Source organism: Mesorhizobium sp. M0052, from assembly GCF_040323255.1.
GTDB lineage: Bacteria > Pseudomonadota > Alphaproteobacteria > Rhizobiales > Rhizobiaceae > Mesorhizobium.
Genome location: NZ_JAMYUS010000036.1, coordinates 1 through 16,366 on the forward strand (window position 1 = coordinate 1; position 16,366 = coordinate 16,366).

Consider the following 16,366-nt stretch of genomic DNA (forward strand, 5'->3'; position numbering starts at 1 on the left):
CACCAACATGCTGGAGCGGCTCAACGAGGAAATCCGCCGGCGCACCTATGTCGTGCGCATCTTCCCCAACACCGAAAGCTGCCTGTGTTTGGTCAGGGCGTTGGCCGTCGAGACCAATGAAAACTGGATGGAGGCCAACCGATACATCAACACGGACGACCTGCGCGAGCACAAGAAACTCGCTCTGCGCCAAGCCGCATGACCAGCATCATGGCTGCCCCATTTTGCAGAACTTGACGCACACAACCATTTGCAGAACTCTCAGCACACTACCGTCACGCTTTAGACGGCGTCATGACAAGCGGGGAAAGTAGGCGGGGAAATTAGGGGCGGAACACAGTTTGCTGCTGGCGCAGCCGTTACCACTGAGGCCGCAGAATGCGGCAAGTACTTCACTAACGCTGGACACGCTTCCATCAAAACGTGAAAGACTCTAGCTCTGCGGTGCCGTGCCCTGGATCGCCCTGCCCCAGTGAAGCAGCGGCTTGGCGCGCGAGGCGAAATCGACAAGCTCGTCGACCAGCGTCGGCGCGTGAATTCCAGCCGGATCGATCATGTGCTGGACATAGAAGTGCCGGTTGCGGATGGCGTCGACAAGATCGGGTTCGTTGACCTGCTCGAAGCCGCGCGGCGTGCGCTTCATGCGGCCCTCGGTTTCGAGTTCGAAGCCGTTTTTCCTAAGGGTTGAAAGCAGTTTTCGGAAGTCGGCCGGCCGGGCGATGATCGCCTTGCGCATCGCCAGCAGCAGGGACGGCTCCGGATTCCACCAGGCGACATCGGCAAAGCAGCGGTCGATCCCGACATAGACGAAGAACACGCCCTGCTCCATCTTGGTGCCGTCCGGCGACAGCATGGCCGACAAATGCTGGTTGTAGGGCCGCTTGTCCTTGGCGAAGCGCACGTCGCGGTTGATGCGAAACAGTGACTTCTTGCGGTCACCGCGCAAGCCCAGACCCGCCGCCGCGAAGCGCTCGGTCAGCGTCTCGACCAGATCGCAGAACGGCTCATGCAACTCGCTGTCGTAAAGCGCGCGGTTTTCCTGGAACCATTCGCGGCTCTGGTGGAAGTCGAGCGCCTTGAGGAACGGTATGGCCTTTTGCCCGAACCCTTTGAACGAACCGGCCATCATGCCTTGCCGACCCGTTGCAGCCATGTGTCCTCGTCGATGACTTCGACGCCGAGTTCGCTGGCCTGCTTCAGTTTGGAGCCAGCGCCCGGCCCGGCCACCAGCAGATCGGTCTTCGCCGACACCGAACCCGCCACCTTGGCGCCGAGCCGTTCGGCCATCGCCTTGGCTTCGGAGCGTGTCATCTTTTCCAGCGTGCCGGTGAAGACGATGGTCTTGCCGGCAACCTCGCTGTCGGTCGACACGGTGACGACATACGGCTTCGGCTTGACCTGTTCGAGCAGTCTGTCGAGCACGTCGTCATTGCGTTCATTGCCGAAGAAATCGCGCAACGCGTCGATCACCGTGTCGCCAATGCCGTTGATGGAGGGGAAGACGCTGTGCGGATCCTCAGCCGCCGCCGTTTCCTTGCCGACGCGGATCAGCTCCTCGATGGTCGAAAACGTCCGGGCAAGCACGGCCGCCGTCGTTTCGCCGATATGGCGGATGCCGAGTGCGAAGATGAAGCGGTCGAGCTCCGGCTCGCGGCGCGAATCGATGGCCGCGAACAGCTTGTCGAGGCCTTCATAATTGCGGTTCTCGACACCGCGCACATTCTTGCGCGCCTTGCCCGATGCCGCCTCGCGCTGCCTAGCCTGCTCCTCGCGCCGCTCGGCCAGCGCCCTGGTGACGGCCGGGCGGCGATCCCTGAGGGTGAAGATATCGGCGGCGGTCTTGACCAGTCCCGAATTGAAGAACAGGTCGATATTCTCGGCGCCCAGCCCCTCGATGTCGAGCGCGCCGCGCGACACGAAATGACGCAGCCGCTCCACGGCCTGCGCGGCGCAGATCAGCTCGCCGGTGCAGCGCCGGCGCGAATCCTCCTTGCCGGTCTTCTCGTTGATTTCGCGCGTCGCCGGCGAGCCGCAGACCGGACAAATGTGCGGGAATTCGTAAGGCACCGCATCAGCCGGCCGCTTGTCGACGACGACGCTGACGATCTGCGGAATGACATCGCCCGCCCGTTGTATGACAACCGTGTCACCGATGCGGACATCGATGCCGTCGCGAATCGGCAAGCCGTTGCTGTCAAAACCCTTGATGTAGTCCTCATTGTGCAGCGTGACGTTTTCGACCACCACGCCGCCGACCGTGACCGGCGCTAGCCGCGCCACCGGCGCCAGCGTACCGGTACGGCCGACCTGGATGTCGATCTTCTGCACCGTCGTCATCGCCTGTTCGGCCGGGAATTTATGCGCAACCGCCCAGCGCGGCTCGCCGGTGACAAAGCCCCAGCGACGCTGCAATTCCAGCTGGTCGACCTTGTAGACGACACCGTCGATGTCGTAGCCGAGCGACGAACGCAGCTCCTCGATCTTGTGGTAGTGCGCGATCAGCTCCTCGACAGACTTCGCCCGCACCATCAATGGGCTGACCTTGAACCCCCATTCGGCGAATTTCTGCACCGAATCATATTGGGTCGGCGCCGGATCCGCTGTCGTATAGCCCCAGGCATAGGCAAAAAATTTAAGATTGCGGCTGGCGGTGACGGACGCATCCTTCTGTCGCAAGGAGCCCGCTGCCGTATTGCGCGGATTGACATAGTCCTGGCCGCCCACCGCCGCCGAGCGGGCCTTCAGTGCCTCGAATTCCGCATAGGTCATGTAGACCTCGCCGCGGATCTCGATGGTCTCGGGCCAGCCCGATCCTTTCAGCTTGGCGGGGATGTCGGCGATGGTCCTGAGATTGGCGGTGATGTCCTCGCCTACAGTGCCGTCGCCGCGCGTAGCACCCTGCACGAACACACCGCGTTCATAGCGCAGCGACGCCGACAGGCCGTCGATCTTCGGCTCGGCCGTAAACGCGATGTCGAGGTCCTTGTCGCGGTCGAAGAAGCGCCGGCCACGCTCGATGAAATCGGTGACGTCCTCGTCTGTGTAGGCCTTGGCGAGGCTGAGCATCGGCACCGCATGGCGCACCTTGGCAAAGCCTTCCGCCGGCGCGGCGCCGACCCGCAGCGAGGGCGAATCCTCGCGCACCAGACCGGGAAAGCGCTCCTCGATGGCAAGATTGCGCCGCCGCAGCGCGTCATATTCTGCGTCCGTAATCGTCGGCGCGTCCTCGGCATGATAGCGCCGGTCATGACCGGCGATCTCCTCGGCCAGCCGCTGGAGCTCATCCGCGGCTTCGCTTTCGCTCAACGATTCGACTGGTTTTTCAGACATGCAGCGGTCCCTGGACAGTGGCGAGGCACCATAAATCAGGATTTCGGAAAAAGCATTCCTGAACAGCGGGATGGAGCCATATCCTGACTCAGTCCGAAAGCCTTGCGACGACTACGCTGCAGCAATATTCTCGCGCAGCAGCCGTTCCGCGGCTGCGCGCGCCTCGTCGGTGATGGTAGCGCCGGCCAACATGCGCGCGATCTCTTCCTGGCGCGCCGCCCGGTCCATTTCGGCGATGCCGGTGGCGACCTTGTCCGAGCCGCCGGATTTGGAGATCAGGAAATGCGTCGCAGCACGTGCCGCCACTTGCGGAGCATGCGTGACCGACAGCACCTGCACGCGCTTCGACAGCCTGGCCAGCCTTTGGCCGATCGCATCGGCCACGGCGCCGCCGACGCCGGTGTCGATCTCGTCGAAGACCAATGTCGGCGCCGAGCCACGGTCGGCCAGCGCCACCTTGAGCGCCAGCAGGAAGCGCGACAGCTCGCCGCCGGAGGCGACCTTCATCATCGGCCCAGGCCTGGTGCCGGGATTGGTGCGCACCCAGAACTCGACCTGGTCGATGCCTTCTTCCATGCGGTTCTCGCCATCGCTGGCCAGTTCGACGATGAACTCAGCCCGTTCCAGCTTCAGCGCCGGCAATTCGGCCATCACAGCCTTGGTCAGGCCGACCGCGGCCGCATGGCGAAGGGCGGAGAGCTGGGCTGCGGAAATATCGTAGGCTTCTCGCGCCGCTGAGGCCTGCTTTTCCAGGACATGCAGGCGCCCCTCGCCGGCATCAAGATCGGCGAGATCGGCGGACATGGTGTCGCGCAGTTGCGCCAAATCGTCAACGGCCACACTGTGCTTACGTGAGGCCGCACGCAGCGAAAACAGCCGCTCCTCCGCCTTCTCCAGCCTCTGCGGGTCGTATTCGGTGGCGCGCAGTGCCGCCTCGACGCCCGATTGCGCTGCATCCAGTGACAGCATCGCCTCGTCCAGCGACTTCACCACATCCTCGAGCAGTCCCGGCGCTTCGCTGGCCTTGCGCTGCAGGCGCCTCAGCAGGCTGGCCAGTTGCGGCAGCGGCGAGGACGGGCCTGACAGCACATCCTGTGCATCGTGTATTTCCGAGGCGATCTTTTCCGCCCGCATCATCGTTGCACGCAATTCCGCCAGCTGTGTCTCTTCGCCGGGCTGCGGATCGAGCTTTGCCAGTTCCGCCACCGAGGCCCTGAGATAATCGGCCTCGCGCGCCGCTGCCTCGACCTTGGCGCGGTGCCTGGCAAACTCCTGCTCGGCGCCGCGCCAGTAGCGCCACGCCTCGCCGGTCGCGCGGGCGGCGCCGAGATGGCCGCCAAAACTGTCCAGCAATTCGCGATGCGCGCCTGGATCGACCAGGGCGCGCTCGTCATGCTGGCCGTGGATCTCGACCAGCGCGTGGCCGATGTCGCGCATCAGCGTGACGCTGGACGGCTGGTCGTTGACGAAGACACGGGTACGGCCATCCGCGGTCTGCAGCCGGCGCAGGATGATGTCGCCGTCATCCTCGATGGCGTTTTCGGCCAGCAGCGCGCGCACCGGGTGGTTGCGCGGCACATCGAAGACGGCAATGACCTGGCCCTGGGCAGCACCGTGCCGCACCAGCGAGGCGTCGCCGCGGGCGCCAAGCGCCAGCGACAGCGCGTCGAGAAGGATGGATTTGCCGGCGCCGGTTTCACCGGTCAGCACGGAAAGGCCGGGCTGGAAGTCGATATCCAGCTTCTCGATCAGGACGATATCGCGGATCGACAGTCTGGAAAGCATCAGAACCCGGACCTCAAGCAATTCCAGGAAAAGTGCGTAGCGGTTTTCCGTCCGGAATTGCGTAGAACAAAAAGTTAGGACGGTTCAGCGCCTCAATCAAACCACTGAACCGCTGTGAAGCGGCATGCGACCGATGGAGTCGCAGCGCCGCACTATCTTTTTGTTTGAGCGTCGGATCAATCCGAAAAGCGCGTTCCGCCTCAGTCGATGCTCGGGCGTCAGGCGCCGGTGATCAGCTTGCCGGCCTTGGATATCCACGATCCGGCATTCTCGCGCGGCTCAAGCCCGTTGCTCTGCAACAGCTTGTAGGTATCCTTGTACCATTGGCTGTCGGGATAATTGGTGCCGAGCACCGCAGCGGCGGTTTGCGCTTCCGAGGTCAAGCCCATCGCGTAGTAGCTTTCGGCCAGACGCGCCAGCGCCTCTTCGACATGGCGGGTGTTGGAATAGTTCTCGACCACGTTGCGGAAGCGCTTGACGGCAGCAATGTATTCGCGCCGCTCGAGATAATAGCGGCCGATCTGCATCTCTTTGCCGGCCAGCTGGTCGTTGGCGAAACGGATCTTTTCCTTGGCGTCGTCGACATATTCCGACGTCGGCCAGCGCGTCACCAGATCCTGCATCGTCTGCACGGTCTGGCGTGCTTCCTTCTGATCCTGGGTGACGTCCTTGATCTGCTTGTAGTAGCTCAGCCCGATAATATACTGGGCGTAAGCCGCGTCGTCGGTCGACGGATAAAGCGTCAAATAGCGCTTGGCCGAGCCGATTGCTTCGTCATAACGGCCTGCGCGATAGTCGGCGAAGGCGCCCATCACCATCGATTTGCGGGCGAATTCCGAATAGGGGTGCTGGCGGTCGACGGCGTCGAACTTCTTGCTCGCCTCATCCAGGCGGCCGGCATTGAGATTGGCAAGGCCTTGATTGTAAAGGACGTCGGCCGGTTCGGTCTGGTCGACATAGGTCGACAGGTCGACGTCTTTCTCGGACGACATGCAGGCCGAGAGGAACAGCGATGGCACAACCACCGAAAGCGCCAGGAAAACAGCCCGATACGGCGCTTTCGATTGACCAACTCGCTTGAAGAACATGATTGGATTGCGCCCTTTCGGCGTTAGTTCAATGCCTTTCGCATGGCGTTCCCTCAAAACTGATCCCCACCTTTGAGCGACATGCGCCTAACAGACGGCAGCAGCCATAAACCATAACTGCCTTGCCCAGCAACGCTATGTCTAGCCAATCGCACATTTTTGTGGCGGCTTGGTGTTGCCCGGAAAGCTATGCACTTTCACGGCCGGTGATGCATCCGTGCAACACCGGCCAGCGTTCAGAAAGCCAGAAATACGTTAAGAATCAGATCACCCAAGGTGCAAAGACAGGGCCGGTGACGGCGCTCATCTCGGCGGTGCGGCCGCGCTCGCGGCGCGTGGTCTCGACGACCTCGAAGGCCGAACGGTCGGACAGAAGCCGCCGCAAAGCAGCCGCATTCATCCGGTGACCGCCGCGATAGGAGCGGAAACAACCGATGAAACGGGCGCCGGCCAGCGCCAGATCGCCCATCGCGTCCATCGTCTTGTGGCGAGCGAACTCATTGGGGTAGCGCAGGCCGCCCATGTTGATCACCCGGTTGTCGTCGCCGATCACCAGCGAGTTCTCCAGCGAGGAGCCCAGCGCATAGCCGGCCGCCCACAGCCGCTCGACATCCTTCATGAAGCCGAAGGTGCGGGCGCGCGCGATATCCTGGCGAAAGATGTCGGGGTTGATGTCGGAGGCGAATAGCTGGCGGCCGATCGCCGGGCTTTCGAAATCGATCTCGACCTCGAAGCGCGTGCCGCTATAGGGCCTGAACTCGGCCCAGGACGCGCCATTCTCGATGCGGACGGGCTTGACCACCCTGATGTAGCGGCGCTTGACCGCCAGCGTCTCGATGCCGGCCTGGTCGATGGCTTCCACGAACGCCACCGCACTGCCATCGAGGATCGGAACCTCATGACCGTCGATCTCGATGACGATGTTGTCGATGCCGAGCCCGAAAAGCGTCGCCATCAGATGTTCGACGGTGGCGATATGCTCGCCTGCCGGATCGCCGAGCATGGTGCAGAGATCGGTCGCGCCGACTTCAGCAACCAGCGCGCGGAACTCGCGGCTCTCGCTTCCGTTCGAAAGGTGGAAGAGCACGCCGGTGTCGGCGTCCGCAGGGAGGAAATTGACGGTGACCGGTTTGCCGCTGTGAACGCCGGTACCGGTCAGCGTTGCACGCGATTTCAGTGTCGTCTGATAGTCTTGCAAGACAAACCCCATAGCCCAAACGCCTAAGTCCGCTTTAACCCAAAAGGCGCGGCTCTTTTTTTATCGGCAGGCAGGGCCACTTCCCCGAATCCCAGCACACCGAAAGTGCTGCGGCAAAGATAATGGTCTGTCAGGGAGACTCCAAATCACGGTTTCTTACTCTGTGTAACCGCGACAGACCTTGAGCGTCACATCGTAACTTCTTGTTATTAAACCCCTTTAAACGTTAACAGGCAGACAATCTCTCGTCTGCCTGTTAACAAGTGTTACATACCGTTAACGGCTCAGTTGGCCTGGCGGCGCAGGAAAGCCGGTATCTCCAGCTGGTCGTCTTCCTGGGTCGACCTGGTCTGCGGCGTCAACCGGCCCTGATCGTCGAGCTGGCCGCGGCGCGGCGCGTAAAGCTGCGGATCCTGGCTGGCAAGGCGGCGCATTTCCGGCGCCGCCTGGCGCAGTTTCGGTTCGCGCGGCTGTGCCGGCTGCAACCGGGCCGGCTCTTCTTCGCGGCGCGTCAGCCCGTTGGTCAGCCGCTTGAGCAGCCCCATCGGCCCGCTGTTTTCATGGTCGGCCGGACGGCCCTTGGCTTCCACCTCGGCCCGCACCACAGGCGGAAAATCCTCCACCCGCGGCATGCGCTGCGGTGCGGCAGCCACCGGCTGCGGCATTTCCCGCATCGGCGCCGGTTGCATCACCTGCTGCACGACAGGCTGCGGCTGGGCAGGCGGGGCCTGGAAGATCTTGCTCTGCGGGCGGAAATCTTCCGCCTGGGCCATCGGCGCCGGACGAGCCATTGCCGCCGCATTGGCCTCGGCAAGCTGGATCGCCTCGGCCACCGGATCGGCCGCGCGCTGCTCATAGGTCTGCTGCTGGACCGGTGCCGGACGGCCTTCCGCCCCCGGAGCCGCTGGGCGGCTGACCGGCTTCTGCTGCGGCGGCACGGCCCGGATCGAGATCGGCGCCGCGGCAATTTCAGCTGCCGATTTGTCGATGCCGGTGGCGACCACCGAGACGCGGATGACGCCTTCGAGTTCCTCGTCGAAGGTGGCGCCGAGGATGATGTTGGCGTCCTGATCGACTTCCTCGCGGATGCGGGTCGCGGCCTCGTCGACTTCGAACAGGGTTAGGTCGCGGCCGCCGGTGATCGAGATCAGCAGGCCCTTGGCGCCCCTCATCGAGGTCTCGTCGAGCAACGGATTGGCGATCGCCGCCTCGGCGGCGGCCATCGCGCGGCCCTCGCCCGAAGCTTCGCCGGTGCCCATCATCGCCTTGCCCATTTCGCGCATCACCGAACGCACGTCGGCGAAGTCGAGATTGATCAGACCTTCCTTGACCATCAGGTCGGTGATGCAGGCAACACCGGAGTAGAGCACCTGGTCGGCCATGGCGAAGGCGTCGGCAAAGGTGGTCTTGTCATTGGCCAGCCGGAACAGGTTCTGGTTGGGGATGACGATCAGGGTATCGACACATTTCTGCAGCTCCTCGATGCCGAGATCCGCCGTCTTCATGCGGCGCTGGCCTTCGAAATGGAACGGCTTGGTGACGACGCCGACGGTGAGGATACCCCGTTCGCGCGCCGCGCGGGCAACCACGGGAGCCGCACCGGTTCCGGTGCCGCCCCCCATACCGGCGGTGACGAAGCACATATGGGTGTTGGAGAGATGATCGATGATCTCATCGATGCACTCTTCCGCCGCCGCACGGCCCACTTCAGGCTGCGAGCCGGCGCCGAGCCCCTCGGTGACATGCGCGCCGAGCTGGATCAGCCGCTCGGCCTTCGACATCGTCAGCGCCTGTGCATCGGTGTTGGCCACGACGAACTCGACACCGCGCAAGCCCGCGGTGATCATGTTGTTGACGGCATTGCCGCCGCCGCCGCCGACACCGAATACGGTGATCCGCGGCTTGAGCTCGGTGATGTCCGGCTTTTGCAGATTGATCGTCATTGTCTCCGTCCTTTGCCTTTCCCGCCGCTTCGCCGCCGCGGCCGCCTATGGGGCTGTCCCCGTCAATTAGAAACTGTCTCTCAACCACTGACTCATGCGATGCAGTTTTCCGCCCGTCCCGGTCATCCTGAGACCGGAAATTCCTTTCGCCGGATGGCTCTCGAAGCTCGCCATCTGCGGATAGATCAGCAGCCCGACCGCCGTCGAGAAAGCCGGCCCCTTGGCAGCTTCCGGCAGGCCCGCCACGCCGAGCGGGCGTCCGATGCGCACATTGCGTCCCAGAATGCGGCGCGCCGCCTCGGGGAGACCCGCAAGCTGGCTGGCGCCGCCGGTCAGCACGACGCGTTTTCCCACGGCATTGCCGTAGCCCGACTTGTTCAGCCGGTCGCGCACCAGTTCCAGCGTCTCGTCGATGCGGGCGCGGATGACGCGCGTCATCACCGAGCGCGGGATCTGCAGCGGCATCTCGCCGTCTTCGCCGATCGGCTGGATCGAGACCAGGTCGCGATCGTCGGCACTGCCAGGCAGCGCCGAACCATGCATCACCTTCAGCCGCTCGGCGGCGTCGAGCGAGGTCGACAGGCCCTTGGCCATATCGAGCGTCACATGATTGCCGCCGATGGCAATGGCATCGGCGTGGACGAATTTGCCTTCCGAAAACACCGAGATGGTCGTCGTGCCGCCGCCCATGTCGATGCAGGCCGCACCCATTTCCAGTTCGTCGTCGACCAGGGCCGCAAGCCCGCTGGCATAGGGCGTCGCCACCATGCGCTCGACCGAAAGATGCGAGCGGTTGATGCATAGCTCCAGATTGCGCAGCGGCGCGGCATCGCCCGTCAGTACATGCATATCGACGCCGAGTTGGTCGCCGACCATGCCGCGCGGATCGCGCACGCCGCGCTCGGAGTCCAGCGAAAAGCCGACGGGCAGCGAATGGATCACGTCGCGTTCGGCCTTGAGCGCCTGCTTGGCGCCGGCGGCAAGCACGCGCTTGATGTCGGCTTCGTCGGCCTGATGGCCACCGAGATTGATCGTGGCCGAATAGGTTTCGCTCTTCAGCCGGCCCGCCGTCATGTTGACGATCAGCGAATCCACCGTCAGTCCCGCCATGCGTTCGGCGGCGTCGACGGACAGGCGAATGGCGTGCTCCGCACGGTCGAGATCGACGACCACGCCCGACTTCACGCCTTGCGATTTCTGGTGGCCGATGCCGATTACCTGGATGCGGTGCGAGCGGCCGCGCAACAGCTTGCCGTCCTCGCGCGGCTTCAGTTTCGCCACCACGCAGCAAACCTTGCTCGAGCCGACATCCAGCACGGTGAGCGTGCCGGAACGCCGCGAAGAGGCATCGCTGTTGCCGCCAAGCCAGCTCATATCTTCGTCCCCGACTTGCGCTTCAGATTTTGCGGCTTTTCATTGAGCGCGGCCTGGCGCTGCGTCGCCGCTTCCGGCGTCAGCTGCACCACCAGGCGATCGGAGATGCGCATGTCGACGGCGGCGATGTCCCGCGTCAGAAGCCCGTTGTCGTGGTCCATCCGAACCAGGTCGGCAATCGCCTGATCCTCGCCATCCTCGGGCAGCTTGATCGTGATGCCGTTTTCCAGCTTCAGGTCCCAACGCCGTTCGCCGATGCGGATATAGCCTTTGACCCGAGCCGCGAGCTCGGGAAATTTCTTGATCTTGGCCACGAAGTCGGGCGCCTTGGCCGGTGCGCCGGTGCCGATGATCAGCGGCAGCAGCGCCTGCTTGCCGCCGGAGAACGGCGCGATCACCGCGCCGGAGCGTTCGATGACCGAAAGCTCCGCGCCCTGCTGCCAGAGCGCGAAGGGCTCGCGCTCCTCGACACGCACTTCCAGCGTATGTGGATAGACCTTGCGCACCGCCGCCACTTCGACCCAGGGCAAGGTATCAATACGTTCACGCGCGGCCTCGGCATCGAAGCCGATCAGTGACGTCCAGCCGTCGAGCTCGAGCCGGTCCAGTATGTCGATCTCCGAAGTCTGGCGGTTGCCGACCACCTTGATCTGGTCGACGGCAAAGCCGGTCCGGGCGGTGATGCTCTGGACGATGTCGTCGGCATGACCGCCGAGAATGGCGCCATAGAGGCTGCTTGATGCAATGAGCGAAGCCGACAGGATGGCCGCGGAAAAGCGCGGCGCGACGAAGTCGCCGCCGCCCAGGCGCGCCAGCACGCGCACCGGCCGGCGCAGCACGCGCGGCAGCACGAAATGGTCGAACGACAACGGCATGCCGAACAGCGCCGGCCCGGCGCCGCCCCTGCCCTTGTCCTGTCCCCATTTCAACGCAGACACGAAGCGTCCTCCACCATCCAACTCAACAATTCGCCAAACGAGTGCCCGGCCTGGGCGGCGATTTCAGGCACCAAAGACGTCGGCGTCATGCCCGGCTGAGTGTTGATCTCGAGCCAGACAATCTCGCCGTTTTCGGAGTGACGGTCGTCATAGCGGAAGTCCGATCGGGAAACGCCCCGGCAGCCGATAGCCAGATGTGCCTTGAGTGCCAGTGTCTGTATTTTTTGGTAAATATTTGATGAAATTTTAGCAGGGATTTCGTGTTTTGATCCGCCGGCGACGTATTTTGAATCATAGTCGTAGAAGGAATGGCCGGTCGGAATGATCTCGCAGACGCCGAGCGCCACGTCGCCCATGACGGCGCAGGTCAGCTCGCGCCCATGGATGTAGCGCTCGACCATGACGGTCTCGCCATATTTCCATTCGGACGAGCCGATGACCTGCGGCGGATGCGACTGCCCTTCATGCACGATGACGACGCCGAAGCTTGAGCCTTCATTGACCGGCTTGACCACGTAGGGCGGCTTCATCGGATGCTTGTTCTGGATGGCAAAGCGGCTGGCAACCTTCGATTCCGCCACCGCGATGCCGGCAGCCTTGGCGACCTTCTTGGCTTGCTCCTTGTTCATGGCGAGCGCCGAGGCGAGCACGCCCGAATGGGTGTAGGGAATGGCCAGATATTCGAGGATGCCCTGGATGGTGCCGTCTTCACCGAACGGGCCGTGCAGTGCGTTGAAGACGACATCGGGCTTGAGTTCGGTGAGCACGGCGCCGACATCGCGCGCAACATCGACGCGGGTAACCTGGTAGCCTTCATTCTCAAGCGCATCCGCACACGCCTTTCCCGAAGACAGAGACACGGGCCGCTCGGACGAGAATCCGCCCAGGAGGACAGCCACATGCTTGTTCTTCATATCCCGTCATCCCTCTCACGGCGGGCCCGCAACCACGCATTCAGCGACCAGATTGAGTCCGAGTCTCCCGGCAGGTTGCCCCCCAGACGGAAAACGCGGTCGACGCGTCGAACGACTCAAATCAGGAAACGCTTTAAGGCAGAGAATCAGAGAGTTGATTCGCTGGCAAGTGCTTATGATTCCGACAGATTCACTTTCCGCGAAAACGGCCGGAAAAAGCGTGTTGTGAGTCTTTGGAGCAACGGTGGCGCTGTTGTTTCAGACCGTTTGAAGTTCAAGCGTCACATGAACTTCAGCTTGCGCTAAAGAAGCTGTCCGAGGAATTCCTGCACGGCATGGCCGGGGCGGAAATTGCCGAGCCGCTTGATTTCCCACTGCAGGCGGATGCCTGAATTTTCAAGCACGCGGGCGCGCACCGTCTCGCCGAGATATTCGAGGTCGTATCCGGTCGCTGTTCCGGTGTTGATCATGAAGTTGCAGTGCATCGGCGACATCTGCGCGCCGCCGATCATCAGCCCGCGGCAGCCGGCCTTGTCGATTTCCTTCCAGGCCGAGGTGCCTTCCGGATTCTTGAAGGTCGAGCCGCCGGTCTTCTCGCGGATCGGCTGCACCGTCTCGCGATGCGTCTGGACGGCGTCCATGGCCGCCTTGATCGCCTCCTGGTCTTCCAGAACACCTTCGAAAACGGCGGAGGTGAAGATCAGCCCGGCAGGTGCGGCCGAGTGACGATAGGCATAGCCCATGTCTTCATTGCTGAGGGTGTGGAGATTGCCCTTGCGGTCGAGCGCCCGAACCTCGACGACACGTTCCCGCGTCTCGACGCCATTGGCGCCGGCATTCATCCTCAGCGCCCCGCCGATGGCGCCGGGAATGCCGTGATAGAAATGAAAGCCGCCAATGCCGGCCTCATAAGCGACGGCCGCGACGCGCTTGTCGGGCGTCGCAGCACCGGCCTTGATGACGGTCGGCGAAACCACCTCGGCCTCGCCAAAGCCCTTGGCCGAAAGCCGGATGACGAAACCTGGAATGCCGCCGTCGCGCACCAGGAGGTTGGAGCCGACACCGACGATGGTGAGCGGGATGTCCTCCGGCACGGCGCGCAGGAAGGCAGCCAGATCCTCCTCGTCGGCCGGCTGGAACAGGGCGTCCGCCAGACCGCCGGCGCGGAACCAGGTGATCTTGTCCATCTCGGCATTGGGCGTGATGCGGCCGCGCAGGCCGGCAAGCCGGTCGCCAAGTTTGTCGAGCAGGTCCTGGCCGCGCATCATGAGACGGTACCGCCGAGTTCCCCAGGCAGCGCATAGGCCCATTGGGTGATGTTGCCGGCGCCCAGGAAGATGACGAAGTCGCCCGGTTTCGCCAACGCGCGGATGACGGGCGAAATCGCGGCAGGGGTTTCGACGTAGCGCGCATCGCGATGGCCCCCGGAGCGGATGCGCGACACCAGCGCCTCCGAGGTCACGCCGTCGATCGGCTCCTCGCCCGCCGCATAGACCGGCGCCACCATCACCGTGTCGGCATCGTTGAAACAGACCGAAAATTCGTCGAACAGATCGTGCAGCCGGGTGAAGCGGTGCGGCTGCGCAATGGCGATGACGCGGCCCTTGGTGGCGCTGCGCGCCGCTTTCAACACCGCCGTGATCTCGACCGGGTGGTGGCCGTAATCGTCGAAGATGTCGACGCCGTTCCACGAGCCGGTGTGGGTGAAGCGCCGCTTGACGCCGGCAAAGGACGACAGCCCTTTCTTGATCGCTTCGGCCGACAGGCCGAGTTCATGCGCGACCGCAATTGCGGCGGTGGCGTTGGAGACGTTGTGGCGGCCGGGCATCGGCAGCCGCAGATCCGATATCGTCGTCTGGCCGCCGGTCTTGCGGTCGCGGATCACCACGTCGAATGCCGAGACGGCACCGGCCATGCGGTGGTTGGTGAAACGCACATCGGCCTGCGCGTTCTCGCCATAGGTGATGACGCGGCGGTCCTCGATGCGGCTGACCAGCGCCTGTACTTCCGGATGGTCGGTGCACATCACGCCAAAACCGTAGAACGGCACGTTCTCGACGAATTGCCGGAAGGCCTCGCGCACCTTGTCGAAACTGCCATAATGGTCCAGATGCTCGGGATCGATGTTGGTGACGACGGCGATCTCGGCCGGCAGCTTGAGGAAGGTGCCGTCGCTTTCGTCGGCTTCGACCACCATCCACTCGCCATCGCCCATACGGGCATTGGTGCCATAGGCATTGATGATGCCGCCATTGATCACCGTCGGGTCGAGCCCGCCGGCATCGAGCAGCGTCGCCACCATCGACGTGGTTGTGGTCTTGCCATGCGTGCCACCGATCGCGACCGCCTGGCGGAAGCGCATCAGTTCGGCCAGCATCTCGGCCCGGCGGACAATTGGGAGCAACTTCTCCCGCGCGGCCTTCAGCTCGGGATTGGATTTCTTGATCGCGGTGGAGACGACCACCACTTCGGCCGCGCCGATATTCTCGGCCTTGTGGCCGACAAAGCATTCGATGCCCTTGTCGCGCAGCCGCTGGACATTGGCGCTGTCGGCCTGGTCCGAACCCTGCACCTTGTAGCCGAGATTGTGCAGAACCTCGGCGATGCCGCTCATGCCGATGCCGCCAATGCCGATGAAATGCACAAGGCCGATGGTCTGCGGCATCTTCATCAATGCGTCCCTTTCCTGAAATCCGAAACGGTTTTTCTGGACGCAATAGCCTCTGTGAGATCAGCGAGCAACCGTGCCGCGTTCGGCCGGCCAGCCGACTTCGCTCCGGCAGCCATGGCCGTCAGCCGCTCGGGAGTGTCCATCAGCCCGCCAATGAGAGCCGCGATGCGCTCCGGCGACAGTGACGATTGCGGATGCACCTCGCCGCCGCCCGCCGCGGCAAGGGCGGCTGCGTTCGCCGCCTGATCGTGATCCAGCGCATAGGGATAAGGCACCAGCAGCGCCGGCCGGCCGATGACGGCGATCTCCGAAACCGTCGAGGCGCCGGAGCGCGAGATCACCAGATGCGCCGCGCCCATGCGCTGTGCCATGTCGGTGAAGAAGGGCGAGACCTCGACATGGACGCCGAGTGCCGCATAGCCGGCCTTCACCCGCGCCACGTCGTCGGCGCGGGCCTGCTGGGTGATCACCAGCCGCTTGCGCTGCGCCTCCGGCAGAAGTGCGATCGCTGTCGGCATGGCGTCGGAAAAGAACTGCGCGCCCTGGCTGCCGCCGAACACCAGGAGCCTGAACGGATCCGCCCCTTTGGATGCCGTGTAGGGCGTCTTGGCCGCCTCCAGGATTGGCGGCCTGACCGGATTGCCTGTCGTCACCGTCTTGGCGCCTGTGGCACTTTCATCTTGCGGCAGGAAGCCGCCGGCAATCGCATCGACGCGCCCGGACAGCGCCCGGTTGGCGCGGCCCATCACTGCGTTCTGCTCATGGATCAGCGTCGGCAGCTTGCGCCGCGTCGCGGCATAGAGCGGTGGCAAGGTCGGATAACCGCCAAAGCCGACGACCGCATCAGGCTTGATCCTGGCGATGACGGCGGAGGCCTGGCGCACGCCGCGCCAGATCTTCCAGAACGCGCCAAGCAGCGCGACAGGGTTTTTCGAGCCCATCGTCGCCGACTGGATCGGATGGATGGCGGCGGCCGGGAAATGGCCGGCAAAGCGCTCGGCGCGGTCGTCCGTCGCCAGATGCACGCCCCAGCCGCGCTCGATCAGCTCATGCGCCAGCGCCTCGGCCGGAAACAAATGTCCGCCTGTTCCGCCCGCCGCGAGAAGGATAACACCCCGCGCCATA

Annotated in this window: 13 protein-coding genes; 1 reads left to right on the top strand and 12 read right to left on the bottom strand. The window is 63.6% G+C overall.

The genetic code is table 11. The features are described from left to right. Positions 1 to 202, top strand: a 202-nt coding sequence (locus NKJ77_RS30530; RefSeq protein WP_352536264.1) for a transposase, incomplete at its 5' end; no start/stop codon positions are given. Between the two features lie 231 nt (positions 203 to 433). Here NKJ77_RS30530 and NKJ77_RS30535 read toward each other — a convergent pair. The 12 genes from NKJ77_RS30535 to murG form a co-directional block, all read right to left on the bottom strand. Further along, positions 434 to 1,126, bottom strand: a complete 693-nt coding sequence (locus NKJ77_RS30535; RefSeq protein ID WP_023830767.1) for a DUF2461 domain-containing protein — start codon at positions 1,124 to 1,126, stop codon at positions 434 to 436. Next, positions 1,126 to 3,330 carry an NAD-dependent DNA ligase LigA gene (gene ligA / locus NKJ77_RS30540; RefSeq protein WP_023804333.1) on the bottom strand — a complete coding sequence of 735 codons (2,205 nt, stop codon included), beginning with the start codon at positions 3,328 to 3,330 and terminating at the stop codon, positions 1,126 to 1,128. Before ligA ends, NKJ77_RS30535 begins: the two co-directional genes overlap by 1 nt. Before the next feature lie 111 nt (positions 3,331 to 3,441). Further along, a complete protein-coding gene (gene recN, locus NKJ77_RS30545; protein ID WP_023668285.1) occupies positions 3,442 to 5,115 on the bottom strand; it encodes a DNA repair protein RecN in 1,674 nt (557 codons plus the stop codon). 218 nt (positions 5,116 to 5,333) lie between these two features. Beyond that, positions 5,334 to 6,203 carry an outer membrane protein assembly factor BamD gene (locus tag NKJ77_RS30550; RefSeq protein WP_023668284.1) on the bottom strand — a complete coding sequence of 290 codons (870 nt, stop codon included), beginning with the start codon at positions 6,201 to 6,203 and terminating at the stop codon, positions 5,334 to 5,336. 262 nt (positions 6,204 to 6,465) lie between these two features. Next, entirely contained in the window at positions 6,466 to 7,413 is a 948-nt protein-coding gene (gene lpxC, locus NKJ77_RS30555) for a UDP-3-O-acyl-N-acetylglucosamine deacetylase (protein ID WP_023668283.1), read from the bottom strand. A 272-nt stretch (positions 7,414 to 7,685) separates the two neighbouring features. Further along, entirely contained in the window at positions 7,686 to 9,344 is a 1,659-nt protein-coding gene (gene ftsZ, locus NKJ77_RS30560; protein ID WP_023705548.1) for a cell division protein FtsZ, read from the bottom strand. A 66-nt stretch (positions 9,345 to 9,410) separates the two neighbouring features. Continuing rightward, positions 9,411 to 10,718, bottom strand: coding sequence for a cell division protein FtsA (gene ftsA / locus NKJ77_RS30565; protein ID WP_352536265.1), 1,308 nt, complete (start codon positions 10,716 to 10,718; stop codon positions 9,411 to 9,413). Next, the gene (locus NKJ77_RS30570; protein WP_023725356.1) at positions 10,715 to 11,656 is read right to left on the bottom strand and encodes a cell division protein FtsQ/DivIB; all 942 of its coding nucleotides are present in this window, start codon (positions 11,654 to 11,656) and stop codon (positions 10,715 to 10,717) included. Before NKJ77_RS30570 ends, ftsA begins: the two co-directional genes overlap by 4 nt. Then, positions 11,644 to 12,570 (bottom strand): D-alanine--D-alanine ligase, encoded by a 927-nt coding sequence (locus tag NKJ77_RS30575; RefSeq protein WP_023668279.1) that lies wholly within the window; start codon positions 12,568 to 12,570, stop codon positions 11,644 to 11,646. The genes NKJ77_RS30570 and NKJ77_RS30575 overlap by 13 nt, the downstream gene beginning before the upstream one ends. Positions 12,571 to 12,872: 302 nt before the next feature. Further along, positions 12,873 to 13,838 (bottom strand): UDP-N-acetylmuramate dehydrogenase, encoded by a 966-nt coding sequence (murB, locus tag NKJ77_RS30580; RefSeq protein ID WP_027050618.1) that lies wholly within the window; start codon positions 13,836 to 13,838, stop codon positions 12,873 to 12,875. Further along, a complete protein-coding gene (gene murC / locus NKJ77_RS30585) occupies positions 13,835 to 15,241 on the bottom strand; it encodes a UDP-N-acetylmuramate--L-alanine ligase (RefSeq protein WP_023668277.1) in 1,407 nt (468 codons plus the stop codon). Before murC ends, murB begins: the two co-directional genes overlap by 4 nt. After that, a complete protein-coding gene (gene murG / locus NKJ77_RS30590) occupies positions 15,241 to 16,365 on the bottom strand; it encodes an undecaprenyldiphospho-muramoylpentapeptide beta-N-acetylglucosaminyltransferase (protein ID WP_023668276.1) in 1,125 nt (374 codons plus the stop codon). The genes murC and murG overlap by 1 nt, the downstream gene beginning before the upstream one ends. Position 16,366: the final 1 nt, after the last annotated feature.

Excerpts from the sequence above, each read along its gene's own strand:
- NKJ77_RS30535 (WP_023830767.1), bottom strand. The coding sequence starts at position 1,126 with ATGGCCGGTTCGTTCAAAGGGTTCGGGCAAAAGGCCATACCGTTCCTC.
- ligA (WP_023804333.1), bottom strand. The coding sequence starts at position 3,330 with ATGTCTGAAAAACCAGTCGAATCGTTGAGCGAAAGCGAAGCCGCGGAT.
- recN (WP_023668285.1), bottom strand. The coding sequence starts at position 5,115 with ATGCTTTCCAGACTGTCGATCCGCGATATCGTCCTGATCGAGAAGCTG.
- NKJ77_RS30550 (WP_023668284.1), bottom strand. The coding sequence starts at position 6,203 with ATGTTCTTCAAGCGAGTTGGTCAATCGAAAGCGCCGTATCGGGCTGTT.
- lpxC (WP_023668283.1), bottom strand. The coding sequence starts at position 7,413 with ATGGGGTTTGTCTTGCAAGACTATCAGACGACACTGAAATCGCGTGCA.
- ftsZ (WP_023705548.1), bottom strand. The coding sequence starts at position 9,344 with ATGACGATCAATCTGCAAAAGCCGGACATCACCGAGCTCAAGCCGCGG.
- ftsA (WP_352536265.1), bottom strand. The coding sequence starts at position 10,718 with ATGAGCTGGCTTGGCGGCAACAGCGATGCCTCTTCGCGGCGTTCCGGC.
- NKJ77_RS30575 (WP_023668279.1), bottom strand. The coding sequence starts at position 12,570 with ATGAAGAACAAGCATGTGGCTGTCCTCCTGGGCGGATTCTCGTCCGAG.
- murB (WP_027050618.1), bottom strand. The coding sequence starts at position 13,838 with ATGATGCGCGGCCAGGACCTGCTCGACAAACTTGGCGACCGGCTTGCC.
- murC (WP_023668277.1), bottom strand. The coding sequence starts at position 15,241 with ATGAAGATGCCGCAGACCATCGGCCTTGTGCATTTCATCGGCATTGGC.
- murG (WP_023668276.1), bottom strand. The coding sequence starts at position 16,365 with ATGGCGCGGGGTGTTATCCTTCTCGCGGCGGGCGGAACAGGCGGACAT.